Raw genomic sequence first — 18,689 nt, forward strand, 5'->3', positions numbered from 1 at the left:
CTATGTGAAGTGTGACTAGAGGATATTTATGATACGCGGGCTGGCAGAAGCGGGCTCTAAGACCCGCAGAGGATCTGCTGAAGCGTCGCTGCATCGTCCGCAAATTGCCCAACATCGTCACCCCTGACGAATTCCAGCATTGCATAAGCCGGTTTATCCCAACCGCTTTCCGGCAAGGCCGCAAGGCAGGCTCGCCAGAAGTCTGCTCGCTCACCAAGCGGCAGGCGGCTGGCATCGGCAAGCCAGGCGAAGACGTGCAGGTGGCAGATGCGCGGGCCGAGGGCGGCGATTTCCTTGAGCGCGTCGGAAAGCGGCAGGCCGGGTGCCGGCTGCCAGTAGAAGAAGAGATTGGGTGCGGTCAGGTCCTGTGCCAGTTGCAGGGCCGAGGGCAGGGTGTCGGTGAGCGAATTGGGGTGATATTCGAGGCCGATCGTCATGCCGTAGTCTTCTGCCTGGCGGGCGATATTTGCCAGCGCCTGCGTCGCCATGTGGCGCTCCTGCTGTGAATAGTCCGTCGAGGGGCGTTTGCGGTGGCCGGGCCAGATGCGGATGTGGCCGGTACCGAGCGTCCTGGCGGTTTCCAGAACGGCCGTCACATCTTCCGGCGTGTAATCCGGCGCGAAGATATAGGAGCCGTAGGAGGAGACGGTGAGGCCGGCTTTGGCCGTGCGTTCTGCCACATCCCTTGCATTATCGAAATCGCCCGATGGCACATGGATATCCGCGCCCCATTCGATCGCCTTGATGCCCTTTGCCACGGCAAGGTCGATGACCACCTGCGGCGACAGGGAACGGAAGGTGACGGAACAGAGGCTTGGTTCGAAAATCCTCATGCGATCAGTTCCAGATGTTCAGGCCGCACCTCCTGTTCCAGCGCCCGGCCCGTGCAGAAACGTTCGATCTCGGCAATCGCCATGTCGCCGAGACGTGCACGCTCAAGGCCGGTCGCGCCGGCGATATGCGGTGTCAGAAACACATTCGGCAGGCTGTAGAAGGGTGAATCCGGCGGTGGCACTTCCGGATCGGTCACGTCGATGACGGCGTCGATGCGGCCCGTCTTCAGTTCCCTCAGAAGCGCGTCCTCATCCACCAGCGCGCCGCGCGCGGTGTTGATGAGCGTCGCGCCATTCTTCATGCGGGCCAGTTCCTGTGCGCCGATCATATGCCGGGTTTGGGGCAGGGAGGGCGCATGCAGGGATATGACATCGCTTATCGCCATCAGCTCATCGAGCGGTACGAGGCGCACGCCGAGCCGTTCGGCCTCCGCCGGGCTTAGAAAAGGGTCGAAGAGGGCAAGATCGAGATCGAAGGGGCGCAAAAGAGCGATGACGCGCCGTCCGATCCGCGACGCCCCGACGATGCCGACCGTCAGGCCGAGATTGCCGATGGGCTCGGATTGCAGTTGCTCGACATTGCTCCGACCGCGATCCCTTTCGTAAAGGCGCCTGAAGCCGAAGGTGCGTTTGCCCGCAAGCAAAATCATCGCCAGCGAAAATTCGGCCACCGGCTGCGCATTTGCCTCCGCCGCGCTGCACACGGTGATGCCGCGCTCGAAGACCGCTTGCGAGAGGAAATATTTGACCGTGCCGGCGGCGTGGGAGATCAGCTTCAGCCGCGGCATCAGCGCCAGTTCCCGGGTGCCGATATCGGGGCAGCCCCAGCCGGTCAGAAGAATATCCGTCTGTTCTAGCTGATCTTTCACCGAGGCGTCGTGAAAGTCGCAGATGCGCGCCGTATCAAGGATTTCGACACTCTGCGACAGCCTGTCGAGGGCCTGCGGTGTCAGAACATGCTGCGTCCGGTTCGGGTCCATGGCAAGGCTGAGACGCGGAAGCCGCACCGTCATTGCGGCTCTCCCGCCATGGCACTGACGGGAACGCCCGTTTCCGCAAACAGACGGTCGAGCGCCTCAAGATCCGGGCATGCGGGAACGGCGGCAAGTGCTCTTTCGCTCTCCGCTCCGGCCACGCCCGCAAAGACGGCGCAGGCAAGCAGGGTTTCGCCCGCCGGAATCTCGCCGCGCAATTGCGGCACCGTGGTCTTGGCGTTGATGAGATTGGTATTGGGCAGCGCCTTCAGCGCCACGCCCTGACGGCTCACGCTCGATCCGAGATCAACGATGGCGGACAGGTCGGTGCCGCAATCGGCCGTCGCCCGTCCGGCTGTCTCGCTCACCGCATCGCGGTCGCCATCGTTGCGGTTGATCGCAAAGCCGCCTTCGGCAACGGAAAGCGCGCGCGCGGAGGTGATCCGGTGCAGCCGGACATGCCAGTCACCGGCGGCAACCAGCGTCGTTTCAACCGTCACATCCGGAAATGGCTTCCATGTGGCCCGCAGATTTGCTCCGGCCAGCAGAACCTTACGGTTGGTCTCCCGCACCCGGTAATGAAGGCCGTCGTCGGAGAAGGCCAGCATATTGTCAAAACCATTGGTCTTGAAACCGCGCTCGTCCACCTCGACGCCAAAACCGTAACGGGAGGAATAGGCGAATTTGGCATATTTCTCCGGCCCGCCGCGCATGGAAAGGTTTTCCTGCCCGCTGGAAAGTGCGGTGACGTTGCCCTTCGCCCGCATCATCACCATGCCGGGATGAATGAGCGGCCGCGGTTTGGTTGACACTTCGGGCAATGTCTCCTCCGCCTGCCAGAAGGGGTGGCTTTCGGGAAGCGCCAGCGGCAGGAAGGCCTTGAGGGCCCAATACGGCGAACCGGCGGAATTATAGCTTTCCGACATGGTGAGCTGGGGATAGGCATAACCGATGGAAAGCACGCCGTCGCGATCCGCGATCGGCTTGTCCGCCCACCAGCGCAGATGGCTCAGATAAAGCCCCTTGATCTTGCCCCAGGGCAGCGCTTCCTCATCCGCAAAGGCAAGGCCGGCCCAGAAGCCGCCGCAGGCGAAACGATAGGTCATGGAGCGGCCGAAGGCGAGGGTGCCGCCATCCTCGTCGAACCAGCTGGCGAAATCTCCGGCGAAGAGGCGCGCTCGCTCGCGATACCGTTTGGCGTAGACATCGTCAGGCTTGCTAAGCCTGGCATAGATCAGCCCGTAAAAATGCATGGCGAAGGCGATATAGTGGTCGATGCGGCGATAGTTGCCATCGCGATACCAGCCATCGGCAATGTAGAAATCGTCCAGTTCCCTCTGGAATGTCTCGGTCAGGCTGCGGTCGAAACCGATGCCGAGATGGTCGAGTGCCATATCGACCATAACCCGGAAGAACTTCCAGTTATTGTCGGCATAATTGCGCTCGCGCGCCGTCAACAGGTAACGGCTTACATTGTCCTTCTGCGCGTCGGACAGGGGCTCCCAGAGGTGTTGCGGCGCAAGCCGCAGCGCAAAGCCAAGTGCTGCAAGCTCCACCAGCCGCTGGTCCTTCTGGCGCACATCACCCCAATAATCGGGATGGGCGGGGTCGGTGCCATTGGCAATGCCTTTCGCCAGAAGCGGCCAATGGGCGAATGTATCGCCGCTCAGCGCAAGCGGCGCGATGCCCCAGAGCGGCCGGGCAAATCCTTCCAGATCGGCCGCCGCCCGGTCGAAATGCGCGGCCGTGCCGCTCAGCGTCACCCTTGCGCCGCCCGGTGAAAAATAGGGCAGCAGCGGAGCGAAACTGTCATCCAGAGCGCGCCGGACATCGTCGCGGGTCTTGAGCGGATTGCCGTGCAGCGGGTTGAATCTCGCCATGTCGCGTCTATTCACAGTGTCATGCATCGCGTGCTGCCTTCCCGGTCTTTTTTGCCTGTCCGGCGGTCTGCCCTTCCACCAGCTGCACGCCCAGCTGCACATGCCGGGCATTGGCGGAGGGTTCCGTCATCCGGCGCCGCAGCAGCTCCACCGCTTCGCGGGCAATTTCACGGCGGTCGACCCTGATCGTGCTGAGCCTCGGGGTGGAGAGTTCGGCAAAGGGCAGGTCGTCGAAGCCGATGATGGAAAGATCGTCAGGCACGCTGAGGCCAAGTTCCTGCGCCGCACCCAGCGCGCCGAGCGCAATCGCGTCATTCATGCAGAAAATGCCCGTTGTCTCAGGGCCTTTGGCAAGCAGCTGGCGAACCGCATCGCCGGCCTGTCCGAAGCCGCTCTCGGCCGTCGAAAGCAGGAATTCCTCATAGCTGGCTCCCTCTTCCTCGATCGTCTGCCGGAAACCGCGCATCCGCTCCCTTATGGTGTGGCGGTGATGCGGGCCGATATAAGCGACCTTGCGGTGGCCGAGTTCCAGAAGCCGCCGCGCCGCCATCGCGCCGCCGTAAAAATTGGAAGGCGAAATACAGTCGAGCAGCATTGCCGGATCGGCACTGTTGACCAGAACCGGTTGCAGCACACCCTGCGTGATGCGGTGAATGATCTCCTCTTCGGGGTCGAGACCAATGGCGAGCAGACCGTCCACCTCGCAGACCCGCTGCGTGAGTGCCTCGTCGATCTGCTTCTGGTGCAGGAGCCGGATATCGAGTTCGAAACCATCCGTCTGGGCAAGGCTGCGCAGCGTGTCGAAAATATCGTGATAAAAGGCGCCGATATCGCCGGTTGCCCTTTCCGCAGCCATCAGCGCCAGGATTTTTTTGCCCTCCAGCGTCATGCCGCTCGCCTGGTTTCCGACCGGGCGTAGCGGATAACCAAGCTCGGCGGCCACACCCAGAACCTTCGTCTGGATCGAGGCGCTGATGCCTTTTTCACCTGCCAGAACGCGCGAAACGGTGCTGATGGAGACGCCGGCGCGCTGGGCGATATCCGACTGGCGCGGGCGGCTGATGTCGGGCGTATCGTTCATATCGTCTCCTGCGCTTGCAAAAAAATCTATTGTGATGCAAATATTGCAAACTAAGAAAATTTGCAAGAATTTAAGTGCCATCTGAAAAATTTGCAAAACGCGGGAGGAGCAGATGCAAATGTTGGATAGACGTGGATTTTTAGTGACGGCGGCGCTGGCCGGTCTCGGTGTGGCGGCGGGCGGCTTTCGCGCGTCCGCGGCTGAAACCCGGCTTCGCTGCGTATGGTGGGGATCGGCCGACCGCAGCAAGCGCACCAATGATGTGATCGCCCTTTATCAGAAGGCTAATCCGCAGACGGAGATCAGCGGCGAAATGATCGCCGGTTCCGATTACTGGACCAAGCTTGCGACTTCGATGGCGGGACGGAATGTCGCTGACATCTTCCAGCTGGAGCCTTCCACCATTGCCGATTATTCCGGTCGCGGCGCCTGCATGGAACTGGACCAGTTTGTCGGCAAGTCGCTTGATCTTTCCACCTTCGGCAAAAGCGAGGTTGATCTCTGCCGCATCGACGGCAAGCTTTATGGCGTTGGTCTCGGGCTGAATTCCTTCTGCATGATGTATGATGCCGATACGCTGAAGGAAGCCGGTGTTTCCGTGCCGAAGGACCAGATCACCTGGAAGGCGCTGGCGGAACTGGCGCGCGATTTCAAAAAGAACGCTCCGGCAAAACGGAACTATTGGGCGGTGCCCTATGGCGCGCGTTACCATTACGTTTTTGATGTCTGGCTGCGCCAGCGCGGCAAGCTTCTGTTCCAGGACGGCACCATCGGCTTCAACAAGGAAGATGCGAAGGAATGGTTCGCCTATTGGGAGGACCTGCGCGAGAACAAGCTCTGCGTTTCCGCCGATATCCAGACGCGAGACGATAATACGATTGAATCCAACGCCCTGACGCTCGGCAATTCCGCCATCGGTTTTGCCTATTCCAACCAGCTCGTCGGTTATCAGAAGCTCAATAAACAAACGCTGTCCATCGGCATGTTGCCGGGTGAGGGGCCGGGCAAGCCAACCGGGCATTATTACCGGCCGGGCCTCATCTGGTCCATTTCGTCCACTTCGACCAATGCGGAAGCGGCGGCGAAATTCATCAACTTCTTCGTCAACGATCTCGAGGCAGGCAAGGTGCTCGGCGTGGAACGTGGCGTGCCACCGGCCAAGGTCGTGCGTGAGGCATTGTTGCCGAGCCTCAACGAGACCGAGCGCAAGACGGTGGATTATATCGAAAGCCTGTCGGGCAAGCTCGATTCCTATCCGGAACCCGCCCCGATCGGCGCCAATGAATTCGACCGTGGTGTGATGCGCCCGATTGCCGATTCGCTCGCCTTCGGTCGTGCCAGCGTCGATGAGGCGGCGCAGAATCTTGTCGACACCGGCACGCGGACCCTGCGCAAGCGCGGTTGACGACAAAAAGGGCGCCGCCACGCGGTCTCGCAGCCGTGTGGCGGTCCTTTTTTCATTGGTCGTGATGGGCGCACGACGGAATGAGCGGCGCTTTACGCCCTCTGCTACAGCTTTATGACAAACAGGACTGGACAAGGGCGGGGCATTTAAGCCAGAAATTCTGATCTGGATCGATAAATCTGAAGATTAGACCATGGCGCCCAATTTCCTCCTCGTTGATGCTGAAAAAGAATTCGATGTGCTGAAGGCGGCCGCGTCGCTGATCCGCGTGCAGATATTGAAACTGCTGCATGAGGCCAATGGCCTGAACGTCAACGAGATCGCCCAGAGACTGGAACTGCCGCAATCCACCGTCTCTGCCGGTGTGGCGGTTCTCGAAGAGGCGGGATTGCTGCGAACGGAGACGCGCAAGGCGCGCAAGGGAAACCAGAAAATCTGCTTCGCCACCTGCGACGAACTCATTGTTTCTTTCCGAAAACCGGAGACGCCGGCGGCTTCCAACTACATTGCGGTGGCCATGCCGCTCGGCCTTTATACGCAGAGTTCGGTCACCGCGCCCTGCGGCATCTGCTCGCCGGAGGGCATTATCGGGCTGCTCGATGTGCCCGATACATTCATGGATCCGGACCGTATGAAAACGGCGCTGCTGTGGCTCACCTCGGGTTTCGTGGAGTATCAATTCCCCAATAATGCCAAGATTCAAGGGCGGGACGTCGAGGAAATCGAGTTTTCGATGGAAGTCAGTTCCGAGGTGCCGGGAACCCACAGCAACTGGCCGTCCGATATCACGCTGTCCGTGAACGGCAAGGAAATCGGTGTCTGGACCTCGCCCGGAGACTTTGGCGACAAGCGGGGCGTCTTCACGCCGGGCTGGTGGAAACTGTCCGGTTCCCAATATGGCATGCTGAAAACCTGGCGCATCACGCCCCAGGGAACCTATGTCGACGGTACGCGGATTTCCGATGTCACGCTTGCGGATATCGACCTCGTCAGCCACCGTTCCATCCGGTTGCGCATCGAGGTCAAGGCCGATGCAAAACATCCCGGCGGCTTGAATATATTCGGCCGCGGTTTCGGCAATTACGATCAGGACATCGTCCTGCGCCTGCGCACCGCGGGCTGAACCCCTCAATTTTCAAAAGTATGATTTTCGCGGTTGACAGGCGCGGATTCCCTCGGCAACTATATTATCAAATATGGTTCATATCATATTTTAAGATATAAATGCGCAGGGAGGAGAACCTATGAAAGCGCGGGTTTCAGTCCACCGGGACTTCCGGATTGGGCGTATCGACGATCGTCTGTATTCCGCCTTCATCGAACATATGGGGCGTGCGATCTATGGCGGGATTTATGAGCCCGGCCATCCGCAGGCGGATGCGAACGGCTTTCGCAAGGACGTCCTGAAATTCGTACAGGACCTGAAAATCCCCGCCATCCGTTATCCCGGCGGCAACTTCGTTTCGGCCTATCGCTGGGAAGACGGCATCGGCCCGCGCGACCAGCGCCCCATCCGTCTCGATCTTGCCTGGCGCTCGAAGGAAACCAACCAGATCGGCATCAACGAATTCGCCGACTGGGCGCAGATGGCCGGCATCGAGATGATGCTTGCCGTCAATCTCGGCTCCCGTGGTCTGGATGATGCCCGCAACTTCCTCGAATATGTGAATTTCCCGGGCGGTACTGCGCTTAGCGATCTGCGCCGCAGCCACGGCACCGAAAAGCCGCATGGCGTGAAGATGTGGTGCCTCGGCAACGAGATGGACGGCCCCTGGCAGATCGGCCACAAGACCGCAGTGGAATATGGCCGTCTGGCCAACGAAACCGCCAAGGCTTTCAAGGGCTTCGATCCGACCATTGAAGCGATCGTCTGCGGCAGTTCGAACGATGGCATGCCGACCTATCCCGAATGGGAGCGCGAGGTGCTGGAGGAATGCTACGAGAATGTCGATCACATCTCGCTGCACAAATATTTCGGCAATAACAGCCGCGACACGCTCAATTATTTCGGCAAGATCGAAGAAACCGGGCGCTACATCCAGACCATTGCCGGTGTCATCGATTATGTGAAGGCGAAGAAACGCGCCAAGAACGAAGTGTCCATCTGCTTTGACGAATGGAACGTCTGGTATCACATCCGCGAAGAAGACGGCAAACGCATCAAGAGCTGGGACTGGCCGGAAGCGCCGGCACTTCTGGAAGAGACTTACAACTTCGAGGATGCGCTGTTTGTCGCCGGTCTGCTCAATGAGTTCATCCGCCGTTCGGATCGTGTGCGCATCGCCTGCATCGCCCAACTCGTCAATGTCATCGCGCCTATCCGGGCGGAAAAGAACGGGCCGGCCTGGCGCCAGACGATCTATTACCCCTATCAGTTCGCCTCGCTTTATGGTCGCGGTGTCGCGCTGAATGTTGCGGTCGATTGCCCGACTTATGATTGCAACGCGGCCGATGATGTCAAATATCTCGACGTCGCCGGCGTTTATGACGAAGCCGAAGGCATGGTGACATTGTTCGTGCTCAACCGGCATCTCACCGAGGCGGCCGATATCAATGTCAGCCTCACCGGATTCTCGTCGGCCACGCTCGACCTGCATCTTGCCATGGCGGGATATGACCTGCGCGTCGGCAACGGCCCGGATCAGCCGGATCGCGTCGTGCCGGTGCCGGGCAGCGGCGTTGGTGTCGAGGATGGCGCGCTGAAGGGGTCCGTGCCGGCACTGTCCTATCATGTGCTGCGGCTGAAGGTTCAGTGAGGCGGCCATGGGTGTCCGTCTCAACAATATAGCCAAGTCCTTCGGATCCTTCGCAGCGATCCGGGATGTTTCGATGGAAATCCCGACCGGCAGCTTTGCGGTCTTCGTCGGGCCTTCCGGTTGTGGCAAATCCACGCTGCTGCGCATGATCGCCGGCCTTGAAGAGACCAGCGGCGGCCGCATCGCCATCGACGACCGTGACGTCACGGCCGTCGAACCGGCCGAACGCGGCGTTGCCATGGTGTTCCAGAACTATGCGCTTTATCCGCATCTCAGCGTGTTCGAGAACATGGCGTTCAGCCTGCGGCTTGCCCGCAGGCCGAAAGCCGAGGTGAATGAAAGGGTGGGCGAGGCGGCCCGCATCCTGCAGCTCGAAGACCATCTGCATAAAAAACCGTCGCAGCTTTCCGGCGGGCAGCGGCAGCGCGTGGCGATCGGCCGCGCGATCGTGCGGCAGCCAAAGGTCTTCCTGTTCGACGAGCCGCTTTCCAACCTCGATGCGGAGCTGCGCGTCCAGATGCGGTTGGAACTGACGCGCCTTCACCGCAAGCTCGGCGCCACGATGATCTATGTCACGCACGACCAGGTGGAGGCCATGACGCTTGCGGACAAGATTTTCGTGCTGAAGGGCGGCGTTGTGCAGCAGGCAGGTGCGCCGCTCACCCTTTATGACGATCCGGATAATCGGTTCGTGGCCGGCTTTATCGGCTCGCCGGCAATGAACTTCCTGCAGGCGGCGATTGTCGAACAGCGAGACGGCGTCGTGACGCTTTCGCTCGATGGTGGGGAGAGACATCTCGAAGCATGGCTTTCACAGCCTGTTTCCACCGGCCAGCGGGTCGAAATCGGCGTTCGGCCGGAGCATCTGATGATTACGCAGGAGGGCGCCCTGCCTGTCAATGTCGAGGTGGCGGAGGAACTGGGGGATGTTTCCTATCTCTACACGCGCGCGCCCTCGGGCAAGGAAATCATCGTGCAGCGGCAGGGCTCGCGTGAAAGTCTGGATGGCCGATCCGTCCTGCTGAGCGCCTCGCCCGACCACATTCTGGTTTTCGATAGCGACGGCAAAAGATTGCGATAGGCGCGAGGAGGCGCCTTTCGATGCAGCAGACCGCCCCATCAGGGGTGTTTCCACATAAACGGGAGGAGTGAACGATGCGACTGATCAAGACATTGCTTGTTGGCACGGTTCTGGGTTTGACCGCCCTGCCGGCGCTGGCCAAACAGGATATCGTCTGGTGGGACTTTCTGTCGGGCGGTGACGGCGTGCGCATGAAGGCGCTGATCGATGCCTTCAACAAGGAGCACCCCGATATCCAGGTCAAGGGAACGACGCTGGAATGGGGTGTGCCCTTCTACACCAAGGTGCGGACCGCCTCTGCCGTCGGGGAAGGACCCGATGTCATGACCTACCACCTGTCGCGTGCGCCGCTTGCCCTGCAGGAAAAGGTGCTGAGCGAGATTACCGACAAGGACTTGGAGGAAGCCGGCCTGAAGAAAGACGATTTCTTCAGCGCGCCGCTCGAGGCGGCCACCCATGACGGCAAGCTTTATGCCGTGCCTTTCGATATCCACGCACTTGTTCTTTATTACAATGCCGATCTTCTCAAAGGCTCGCCCTATCTCGATACCGAAGGCAAGCTGACCGGCATCAAGACGATGGATGATTTCGAAAAGGCGCTGGCCTGGGCAAAGGAAAAGGGTGTTGAAACGCCTGTCACCTACCAGTCCGGCGGTGAAGCCGGTGTCTGGCGTGTCTTTTACACATTGTTCTCGCAACAGGGCGGCGAACTCGTCACCAATGGCGAGGTGCTGGCCGGCGACAATGCCGAGAAAGCGGCCAAGGCGATCGACACCATGTCGAAATGGCGCGAAAACGGCTGGGCGCCGGAACAGGCGGAATATGCGGCATCCGTTGCGCTGTTCTCCGCCGGAAAGTCAGCCTTCCAGCTGAATGGCGTCTGGGAGGTGCCGACCTACAAGGATCTGGAGAAAAACAACAAGCTGGGCTTCAAGTGGAGCGCGGTTGAAGTTCCGCCCTTCATGGGCAAACGCGCCACCTGGGCGGATTCGCACGCCTTCGCTATCCCCAACCAGGGTGACAAGACCGTTTCCGGCGAGAAGCGCGCTGCCGTGATGAAGGTGATCGGCTGGATGGAAAAACACGCCATCAGCTGGGCCGATGCCGGCCATATCCCGGCCTATAAATCGATCACCGAAAGCAGCGAATACAAGGCGATGCAGCCGAACGCCACCTATGCATCACTGGCGGAAGCGGCGGTATTCGATCCGAAAACCACGATCACCGGTGTGGCCTCGCCAGCCTATGATGCCGCTCTCAACGTTATCGCTCCGGCCATTCAGGGCTTCATGAGCGGCACGGATGCGGTGGCGCAGATCAAGGACGAGCTGCAAAGCAAGCTGAAGTAACGGAAACCTGCCCTTCGGCCTCTCGCCGGAGGGCAGCACGCAATGCGCAAGGTCCCGGAGACATTCCATGGCTATGATTGAAAACAGGCGCAAGAAATCGCTGATCGCGCTGTCGATGGTGACGCCGTTCATCGTGGTCTTCGTCACCTTCTTCCTTTATCCGCTGATTGAGATGGTGCGCATCAGTTTCACCGATGCGCCGCTGATCGGTGACGGAAACTGGGTCGGGCTGGCGAACTACGCAAAACTGCTGAGCGACAACCTCTTTGTCACCTCTTTGAAAAACAATGGCTATTTCGTGCTTTTGACCGTCGTGCCGACGACCGTCATCGCGCTCATGATCGCTCTTGCCGTCAGTCGTCTGTCGGGCGTGAAGCAGACGATCGCCATGAGCCTGTTTTTCCTGCCCTATGTTCTGCCGGTTTCGGTGGTCACGGAAATCTGGGCATGGATGCTCGATCTGCAGTTCGGAATTCTCCAGCCTGTCATTTCGCTCATTGCCGGCAAGCCAGTTGCGGTTTTCAAGAACCCCTATTGGGTGATGCCGATGGTGGCTGTCGTCACCATCTGGTGGACGAACGGCTTCAACGTGCTGCTGTTCATCGCCGGGTTGCGCAATATCCCGGCCGAGCTTTACGAGGCTGCCTCACTTGACGGCGCAACGACGTGGCAGCGCTTCTGGCGGGTGACGTGGCCGCTTTTATGGCCCGTCACGGCACTGGTTCTCACTTTGCAACTGATCCTGCAGCTGAAGATATTCGATCAGATCTATCTCCTGAGCGGCGGTGGGCCCTTCAATTCCAGCTTCGTGCTTCTGCTCAAGGTCTATCGTGAGGCGTTCCAGCTGAACAATGGCGGTTACGCTTCCGCCGTTTCCACCGTGTTGTTCCTGTTGATCGTCATCGTTTCCATTCTTCAGTTCCAGTTGCTGCGCATCCGGAGGAATTCATGAGCTTCACGAAAAGACTGGAAAACGTCGTTCTGACCCTGCTGACATTTTCGGCGGCGCTCGTGTGGATATTTCCGCTCTACTGGGGTTTCGTGACGTCGTTACGCTCGGACAATAATGTTGCGGGCAACATGTCGATTTTGCCGGATGAATTCCAGCTGGGAGCTTATGTGAATGCCATCTTCAATACGCGGCTGTTGACCTGGTATGTAAATTCCATTGGCACCGCCGCAATAGTCACGGTTTCCGTGCTGCTGATCTCGATGTTGTGCGCCTATGCGCTGTCGCAGATCCGTTTTCCGGGACGCCGCCTGCTTTATGGCATCGTGCTGGCGAGCTTCATGGTGCCGGCGCAAACGCTTGTGGTCACCCAGTTCATCCTGATGAAGAACCTCAACCTCATCAATACCTGGGCGGGCATCATCCTGCCGCAGCTCATCACGCCCATCGTCATCATCGTTTACAAGCAGTTCTTCGACAGCGTGCCCAAGGAAATGCGCGAAGCCGTGGTTCTGGATGGCGGCGGCGAATACACCATTCTTTTCAAGGTCTATCTGCCGCTGAACTGGGGCATCACCACCGCCTTGGCGATCGTGACTTTCATCACGGTGTGGAACGCCTTCTTCTGGCCCTTCCTCGTGATCACTTCTGAAAACATGATGACGATCCCCGTCGGCATCACGCAGGTCAACGATACTTTCGGCATTGTTTATGCGCGCCTGATGGCCATTGCCATGCTGGCGGCCCTGCCGGTCATCATCGCTTATGTCGTCTTCCAGCGCCGCGTGACGGAAGCGATCATGATCTCGTCCGGCGTGAAAGGGTGAGGGCGGCACTCTTCGCAGGATGCGGCGGGCAGCAAATGACATCGACGCTGCCCGCTTCGTTGTGACCAAGCCATCCTTTCGGCTCATCCGCCATGTCTGTTCGTTCGGGCAAAGGTGAAGCCCGCATAGGCGGCTGGTCTGGTTGCCGCCATCGACACATGCAGGTCCGGCACGAACGGACATTTATCCGAAACCGTGCCGGACCTGTCTCAGGGGAAGATCAGACTGCGAGCAGCTTTTCGTTGTTGCTGCGGGCAGTCTCCGCCGTTCCTTCCGTTTCGATCCGTTTTCCGGTGGCCGGGTCGAAGAAATGCAGATGGGCAGCGGGAAGCTCCATGTGGATGCGCTGGCCGGGTTTTACCGAGAGATTCTCACCGATGGCGGCCGAGAAGGTTTCTCCAGCTATATCCGCATGCACGATGCGACCGGAGCCAAGTTCTTCGACGAAATCCACCACGGCCGGTACGCCCGGACCATCCATGCTCACCACGCATTGTTCCGGGCGGATGCCGACCGTCACGTTGCGGCCGCGCAGCTCCAGCGCGGTTTCGGGGAAGAGTTTCACCGGCGTGCCGGAAAGCATGACAGCAGCGGTTTCCACCTCCACCTTTGTGGTGAAGAGGTTCATGGCGGGAGAGCCGATGAAGGAGGCGACAAAGGTACTGGCCGGGCGGTGATAGATATCGAGCGGATGGCCGACCTGTTCGACATTGCCCTTGTTCATCACCACCAGCCGGTCGGCCAGCGTCATGGCTTCCACCTGGTCATGGGTGACGAAGATGGAGGTGGCCGAGAGGCGCTGATGCAGCTTGCGGATTTCGGCGCGCATGGACACACGCAGCTTGGCGTCGAGGTTGGAGAGCGGCTCATCGAACAGAAACACGGCGGGTTCGCGGATGATGGCGCGGGCCATGGCCACGCGCTGGCGCTGGCCGCCGGAAAGGGCGGCCGGCTTGCGTTCCAGATAGTCGGAAAGCCCGACGATCTTGGCGGTCTCCTCGATGCGGCGCTGGCGTTCGGCCTTGGGAACGCCGGCGACCTTCAGCGCATAACCGATATTGTCGGCCACCGACATATGCGGATAAAGCGCATAATTCTGGAACACCATGGCGCAGCCACGCTCACGCGGCTCCAGCGTGTTGACCACGCGCCCGCCAATGGCGATTTCGCCGGAGGTGATTTCCTCCAGGCCGGCGATCATGCGCAGAAGCGTGGATTTGCCACAGCCCGAAGGGCCGAGGATGACGACGAATTCGCCGGAGTCGAAAGAAAGATCCACCCCGTGCAGGGTCTGCGTCTTGCCATAGGATTTGCGGACCTGACGAATATCGATCTGAGCCATGATAGAAAACCTTGTTGTTGAAAGCCGCGCGTCACTTGTCGGACGAGACGAGGCCACGGACGAACCAGCGTTGCAGGAAGGCCACGACGAAAAGCGGCGGCAGGATGATGATGAGGGAACCGGCCAGCGTGACGTTCCAGTCCGGCGTGCCGTCATCGGCGGGCAGAAGCGCCCTGAGCGACATCATCACCGTCTTGTAGGAAGGGTCGGTGATCATCAGCAGCGGCCAGAGATACTGGTTCCAGGCATAAACGAACATGATGGTGGTGAGCGCCAGCATGTTGGTGCGCGAGAGCGGCAGCAGCATGTCGACGAAGAAGCGCGCTGCACCCGAACCGTCCATGCGGGCGGCCTCGGCCAGTTCATCCGGGATCGTCATGAAGAACTGCCGATAGAGAAAGGTGCCGGTGGCGGTGGCGACGAGCGGTAGCGTCAGGCCGGCATAGGAATTCAGGAGGTTCCATTCGAGCGTCACCTCGATGCCGAACAGGCCGAGAATGGAGCGCAGCGGCTGGAACAGATCGGCGGCGACCGAATAGGTCGGGACCACGCGTACTTCGAGCGGCAGCATCAGGGTGATGAAGACCGTCCAGAAGAACAGATGTTTCAGCGGCGAGCGGAAGAAGACGATGGCAAAAGCGGTGAAGGCGGAGAGCGCCACCTTGCCGATGGTCACCAGCACCGCCATGATCAGGCTGTTGAAGAGAGCATTGCCGAGATTGGCGCGTGCCCATGCGGCCTTGGCATTGGTGAAGAATTCACCCTGCGGCATGAAGTTGAAGGGTACGCTGTTAACCTGCTGGACCGTCTGGCTGGCGCCGGAAATGACGACGAGGAAGGGGCCGATGAGCAGGAGAAAACCCGCCACCATGATCGCATAGGTCAGGGCGTCGGCATAGGGAGTGCGCTGGATCATGGCCGCCTCACTTGTAATGGACTTGCCGCTCGACAAAGCGGAACTGAACGAAGGTGAAGACCATGATGAGGCCGATGAGGACGAGGCTCTGGGCCGAGGCGCCGGAATAGTTCAGCCCCTCGAAGGCCTCGCTGACGATGCGATAGACCATCACTTCCGTGGCGTGGTTGGGGCCGCCCTCGGTGGTGGAGGCGACGATGCCGAATGTATCGGCGCCGACGAAACCTTCGGTCATCATGATGACGGTGAGGAAGAACAGGGTGGGCGCAAGCAGCGGCACCTGGATGTCGATGGCGCGGCGGATCGGTCCGGAACCGTCCATGGCGGCAGCTTCGGTCAGCGAGCGCGGCACCGATTGCAGGCCGGCGAACAGGAAGATGAAGGTGTAGCCCGCCCATTTCCAGATGAAGATGACGATGATGAGGATCAGCGCATGTTCACCATATTTTGCCGGGTTCCAGATATCGGGCCACCAGGCGTTCAGGGAGGCGGCGAGACCGCGTTCCGGTGACAGGATGAAGCGGAAGGCCATACCGGCGGCGGGACCGGCAATCGCATAGGGCAGGATATAAAGCACCCGGAAGAAACCGGAGCCGGGAAGCTGGCGATCGACCGCCAAGGCGAGGACGAGGCCGATGAGAATGGCAAAAAACGGTCCGACGATTGCAAAGGTCAGGCTCGTGACGATCGATTGCCAATAAAGCGGATCGCCGAAGGTTTCCACGAAATTGGCGAGGCCGACAAATTCCGCCGGGCCGCCGAAGGGCGGTTCGAGGGTGAATGCCCAGTTCAGCACCGCGACAACCGGCCAATAGAAGAACAGAAGGATGAGCAGGAACTGCGGCAGGGCGAAGAGCACAGGCAGCCATGTGCTTTTGAAAACGGTACGTTTTTCCATTGGAGACCGGCAATGTTCGAGATTTCGGCGGGCCTGCCCGGAGGATGTCCGGACAGGCCTTGTGACGGCAATGAAAGCGGGCTTAGTTCAGCTTGGCGCCTTCATAGGTCTTTTCGAAGCGGCGCAGACCGGCGTTGGAGCGCTCGACGGCCTTGTCGAGCTCGGCCTGGATATCGGCGTTCTGCATGAAGATGGCTTCGAGCGAGGTCGCAACTTCCTTGCGGATCTGCGTGAAACCGCCGAGGCGAATGCCGCGGGTATATTCGGAAGGCGGCGTGAAGGTCAGGCTTTCGATTGCCTTTTCGCGGCCCTTGTAGGGAGCCTTGTCGTAAAAGCCGTTGGCCTTCATGGCGTCGAAACCGGTCTTGGTGACCGGGATGTAGCCGGTGACCGTCGACCACCACTCAACCATCTCCGGCTGGGCGATGAAGTTCAGGAATGCGGCGGCACCCTTGTATTCGGCCTCCGGACGACCGGCCATGACCCACAGCGAAGCGCCGCCGACCAGCGAATTGTGACGCTCGGTGCCCTTCCAGATCGGCAGCATGGCGACGTCCCACTTCACGCCTTGCGGCATGCCCTTGCCGACCGTGCCGTGGCTGGCGATCGAGGACATGAACATCTGGCAGGTCTGCGAGGTGAAGGCGGGCAGAATGTCCATGCCGAGCTGCTTGGTCTTGACGACGAACAGCTTCTCGTCCTGCATCTTCTTGAAGAATTTCACCTGGTCGACGAACTTGGTCTTGTTGATCGTCAGTTCAGCATCGAGACCCTGATAACCATTGCCCTTGGTGGCGATCGGCTGGTTGTGGATGGCGGAGAACTGCTCCATCAGCATCCAGGTGTCGAAATTGAAGGCGAGCGGGCATTCAAAACCGGCGGCTTTCAGTTTCTTCGAAGCTTCTTCAACCTGTTCCCAGGTGTCGGGCTTGAAGGTGATGCCGGCTTTTTCAAAGGCATCGACATTGTAATAAAAGACGGCGGTGGAGGAATTATAGGGGAAGGAGTTCAGCTCGCCCGACGCCGTGGCGTAATAATTGGCGATGCCGGGGAAATAATTGTTCCAGTCGATCTTGTAGCCATTGTCGGCCATCAGTTTCTTGGCGGGAACGAAGGCCTTGGACAGCATCATGTCCAGCGTGCCGGCGTCGTAGATCTGGGTGATGGCGGGCTGCTTCTTGGCGCGATAGGCGGCAATGGTGTTCTGCAGGGTGGTTTCATATTCGTTCTGCGAGGTGCAGACGATCTCGAAATCGGCCTGGGAGTCGTTGAACTTCTTGCAGGTTTCCTGGACGCGGTCGCCGAGATCGCCGGAAAGGCCGTACCAGAATTCGAACTTGGTCTTTTCTGCGTGGGCGGCGGTGACGCCGAAGGCGGCGGCAATGGCAACGCCGGCCACGAAGGAAGTCAGAGCGGAAGATTTCATGAGTTGAGCCCCGTTGATGGAATGATGGCCTGCTCGGGCAAGGACCTCATGTCCCCGGCACGAAGCCACGGGCTCTGCTAACAGCCGTATTTGACGGATCGCTTACATTTTGTTGAACGTTTTATGATGACTGGCCGCGCAGCGCATTCTGCGCGGCTGAAAAAATGCGACAGATATTAAAATTCGCAGTTTAACCGTATTTTTCAGATGCTTGGATATTCGGTGCCGCTTCACCACTTGCTGCTGAATATCCTGTCTGCGTCAACCGCGACGTGCGGCTTCGATGGCGGCGACGTCGATTTTCTTCATATCCATCATCGCGTCGAAGGCGCGTTTGGCCTCCGCGCCACCGGCCGCCATGGCCTCCATCAGCACGCGCGGCGTGATCTGCCAGGAGACGCCCCATTTGTCCTTGCACCAGCCGCAGGCGCTTTCTTCACCGCCATTGCCGACGATGGCGTTCCAGTAGCGGTCGGTTTCTTCCTGGTCCTCGGTCGATATCTGGAACGAAAAAGCCTCGCTCTGCTTGAAGACCGGTCCGCCATTGAGGCCGATGCAGGAAACGCCGGCGACGGTGAACTGCACCGTCAGCACATCGCCCTTCTTGCCGGAGGGATAGTCGCTCGGCGCATGGTGAACGCCGGTGACGGCGCTGTCCGGAAAGGTTTCGGCATAAAATCTGGCGGCGGCCTCCGCATCCTTGTCATACCAGATACAGATCGTGTTCTTTTCCATGTGCATGGTCCTCCCAGGTTGAAATCGTCCCCCTGCCGGCGTGGAAACTTGCGGACCGCTGGCCCGTTCCCCATCAGGCATAAAATGCGGCTGCGGGACAAACGTTCCGAAAACTCCGCGCCGCGGTCCCGCCGGTTTGGAAACCGGATCATGGATTGGGCTTTTGTATTGCATCGTTGCGACTGCGGGATTGGGGCCATGTCGAGGCTTTGAAAAGATGTCGGGCAATTGCAGGTT

At 59.6% G+C, this 18,689-nt stretch carries 16 protein-coding genes; 7 read left to right on the forward strand and 9 right to left on the reverse strand.

The window, feature by feature from the left end:
* Positions 1 to 56: 56 nt before the first annotated feature.
* Genes O3S81_RS18505 through O3S81_RS18520 form a run of 4 tightly spaced genes read right to left on the reverse strand, consistent with a single transcriptional unit; the run spans position 57 to position 4,768 of the window.
* Positions 57 to 833 carry a sugar phosphate isomerase/epimerase family protein gene (locus O3S81_RS18505; protein ID WP_269345536.1) on the reverse strand — a complete coding sequence of 259 codons (777 nt, stop codon included), beginning with the start codon at positions 831 to 833 and terminating at the stop codon, positions 57 to 59.
* On the reverse strand, positions 830 to 1,846 hold the full coding sequence (locus O3S81_RS18510; RefSeq protein WP_269345537.1) for a hydroxyacid dehydrogenase: 1,017 nt from the start codon (positions 1,844 to 1,846) through the stop codon (positions 830 to 832). Before O3S81_RS18510 ends, O3S81_RS18505 begins: the two co-directional genes overlap by 4 nt.
* The gene (locus O3S81_RS18515) at positions 1,843 to 3,714 is read right to left on the reverse strand and encodes a DUF2264 domain-containing protein (protein WP_269345539.1); all 1,872 of its coding nucleotides are present in this window, start codon (positions 3,712 to 3,714) and stop codon (positions 1,843 to 1,845) included. The genes O3S81_RS18510 and O3S81_RS18515 overlap by 4 nt, the downstream gene beginning before the upstream one ends.
* A complete protein-coding gene (locus tag O3S81_RS18520; RefSeq protein ID WP_269345541.1) occupies positions 3,707 to 4,768 on the reverse strand; it encodes a LacI family DNA-binding transcriptional regulator in 1,062 nt (353 codons plus the stop codon). Before O3S81_RS18520 ends, O3S81_RS18515 begins: the two co-directional genes overlap by 8 nt.
* A gap of 112 nt (positions 4,769 to 4,880) precedes the next feature.
* Here O3S81_RS18520 and O3S81_RS18525 point away from each other — a divergent pair, with 112 nt between their 5' ends.
* From O3S81_RS18525 to O3S81_RS18555, 7 genes are all read left to right on the forward strand, one after another.
* Positions 4,881 to 6,173, forward strand: a complete 1,293-nt coding sequence (locus O3S81_RS18525; RefSeq protein WP_269345542.1) for an ABC transporter substrate-binding protein — start codon at positions 4,881 to 4,883, stop codon at positions 6,171 to 6,173.
* Positions 6,174 to 6,366: 193 nt separating this feature from the next.
* Positions 6,367 to 7,296 carry an ArsR/SmtB family transcription factor gene (locus tag O3S81_RS18530; RefSeq protein WP_269345543.1) on the forward strand — a complete coding sequence of 310 codons (930 nt, stop codon included), beginning with the start codon at positions 6,367 to 6,369 and terminating at the stop codon, positions 7,294 to 7,296.
* Between the two features lie 121 nt (positions 7,297 to 7,417).
* Positions 7,418 to 8,929 (forward strand): arabinosylfuranosidase ArfA, encoded by a 1,512-nt coding sequence (arfA, locus tag O3S81_RS18535; protein ID WP_080827711.1) that lies wholly within the window; start codon positions 7,418 to 7,420, stop codon positions 8,927 to 8,929.
* A gap of 7 nt (positions 8,930 to 8,936) precedes the next feature.
* Positions 8,937 to 10,010 (forward strand): ABC transporter ATP-binding protein, encoded by a 1,074-nt coding sequence (locus O3S81_RS18540; protein WP_269345547.1) that lies wholly within the window; start codon positions 8,937 to 8,939, stop codon positions 10,008 to 10,010.
* A gap of 74 nt (positions 10,011 to 10,084) precedes the next feature.
* A complete protein-coding gene (locus tag O3S81_RS18545; RefSeq protein WP_269345549.1) occupies positions 10,085 to 11,359 on the forward strand; it encodes an extracellular solute-binding protein in 1,275 nt (424 codons plus the stop codon).
* Positions 11,360 to 11,426: 67 nt separating this feature from the next.
* Positions 11,427 to 12,311 carry a carbohydrate ABC transporter permease gene (locus O3S81_RS18550; protein ID WP_269345551.1) on the forward strand — a complete coding sequence of 295 codons (885 nt, stop codon included), beginning with the start codon at positions 11,427 to 11,429 and terminating at the stop codon, positions 12,309 to 12,311.
* Positions 12,308 to 13,135 carry a carbohydrate ABC transporter permease gene (locus tag O3S81_RS18555; RefSeq protein WP_269345553.1) on the forward strand — a complete coding sequence of 276 codons (828 nt, stop codon included), beginning with the start codon at positions 12,308 to 12,310 and terminating at the stop codon, positions 13,133 to 13,135. Before O3S81_RS18550 ends, O3S81_RS18555 begins: the two co-directional genes overlap by 4 nt.
* A gap of 220 nt (positions 13,136 to 13,355) precedes the next feature.
* Here the strand turns inward: O3S81_RS18555 and O3S81_RS18560 are convergent, their stop codons facing one another.
* From O3S81_RS18560 to O3S81_RS18580, 5 genes are all read right to left on the reverse strand, one after another.
* Positions 13,356 to 14,477, reverse strand: a complete 1,122-nt coding sequence (locus O3S81_RS18560; RefSeq protein WP_269345555.1) for a sn-glycerol-3-phosphate import ATP-binding protein UgpC — start codon at positions 14,475 to 14,477, stop codon at positions 13,356 to 13,358.
* A gap of 31 nt (positions 14,478 to 14,508) precedes the next feature.
* Positions 14,509 to 15,393, reverse strand: a complete 885-nt coding sequence (locus O3S81_RS18565; RefSeq protein WP_269345557.1) for an ABC transporter permease subunit — start codon at positions 15,391 to 15,393, stop codon at positions 14,509 to 14,511.
* Positions 15,394 to 15,400: 7 nt separating this feature from the next.
* Positions 15,401 to 16,291, reverse strand: a complete 891-nt coding sequence (locus O3S81_RS18570; protein ID WP_269345559.1) for a carbohydrate ABC transporter permease — start codon at positions 16,289 to 16,291, stop codon at positions 15,401 to 15,403.
* Positions 16,292 to 16,373: 82 nt separating this feature from the next.
* Positions 16,374 to 17,717 (reverse strand): extracellular solute-binding protein, encoded by a 1,344-nt coding sequence (locus O3S81_RS18575; RefSeq protein WP_269345561.1) that lies wholly within the window; start codon positions 17,715 to 17,717, stop codon positions 16,374 to 16,376.
* A 261-nt stretch (positions 17,718 to 17,978) separates the two neighbouring features.
* Positions 17,979 to 18,452, reverse strand: coding sequence for a VOC family protein (locus tag O3S81_RS18580; protein ID WP_269345563.1), 474 nt, complete (start codon positions 18,450 to 18,452; stop codon positions 17,979 to 17,981).
* Between the last annotated feature and the right edge of the window lie 237 nt (positions 18,453 to 18,689).

This window comes from Agrobacterium sp. SOY23 (genome assembly GCF_027212525.1).
Lineage (GTDB): Bacteria > Pseudomonadota > Alphaproteobacteria > Rhizobiales > Rhizobiaceae > Agrobacterium > Agrobacterium tumefaciens_I.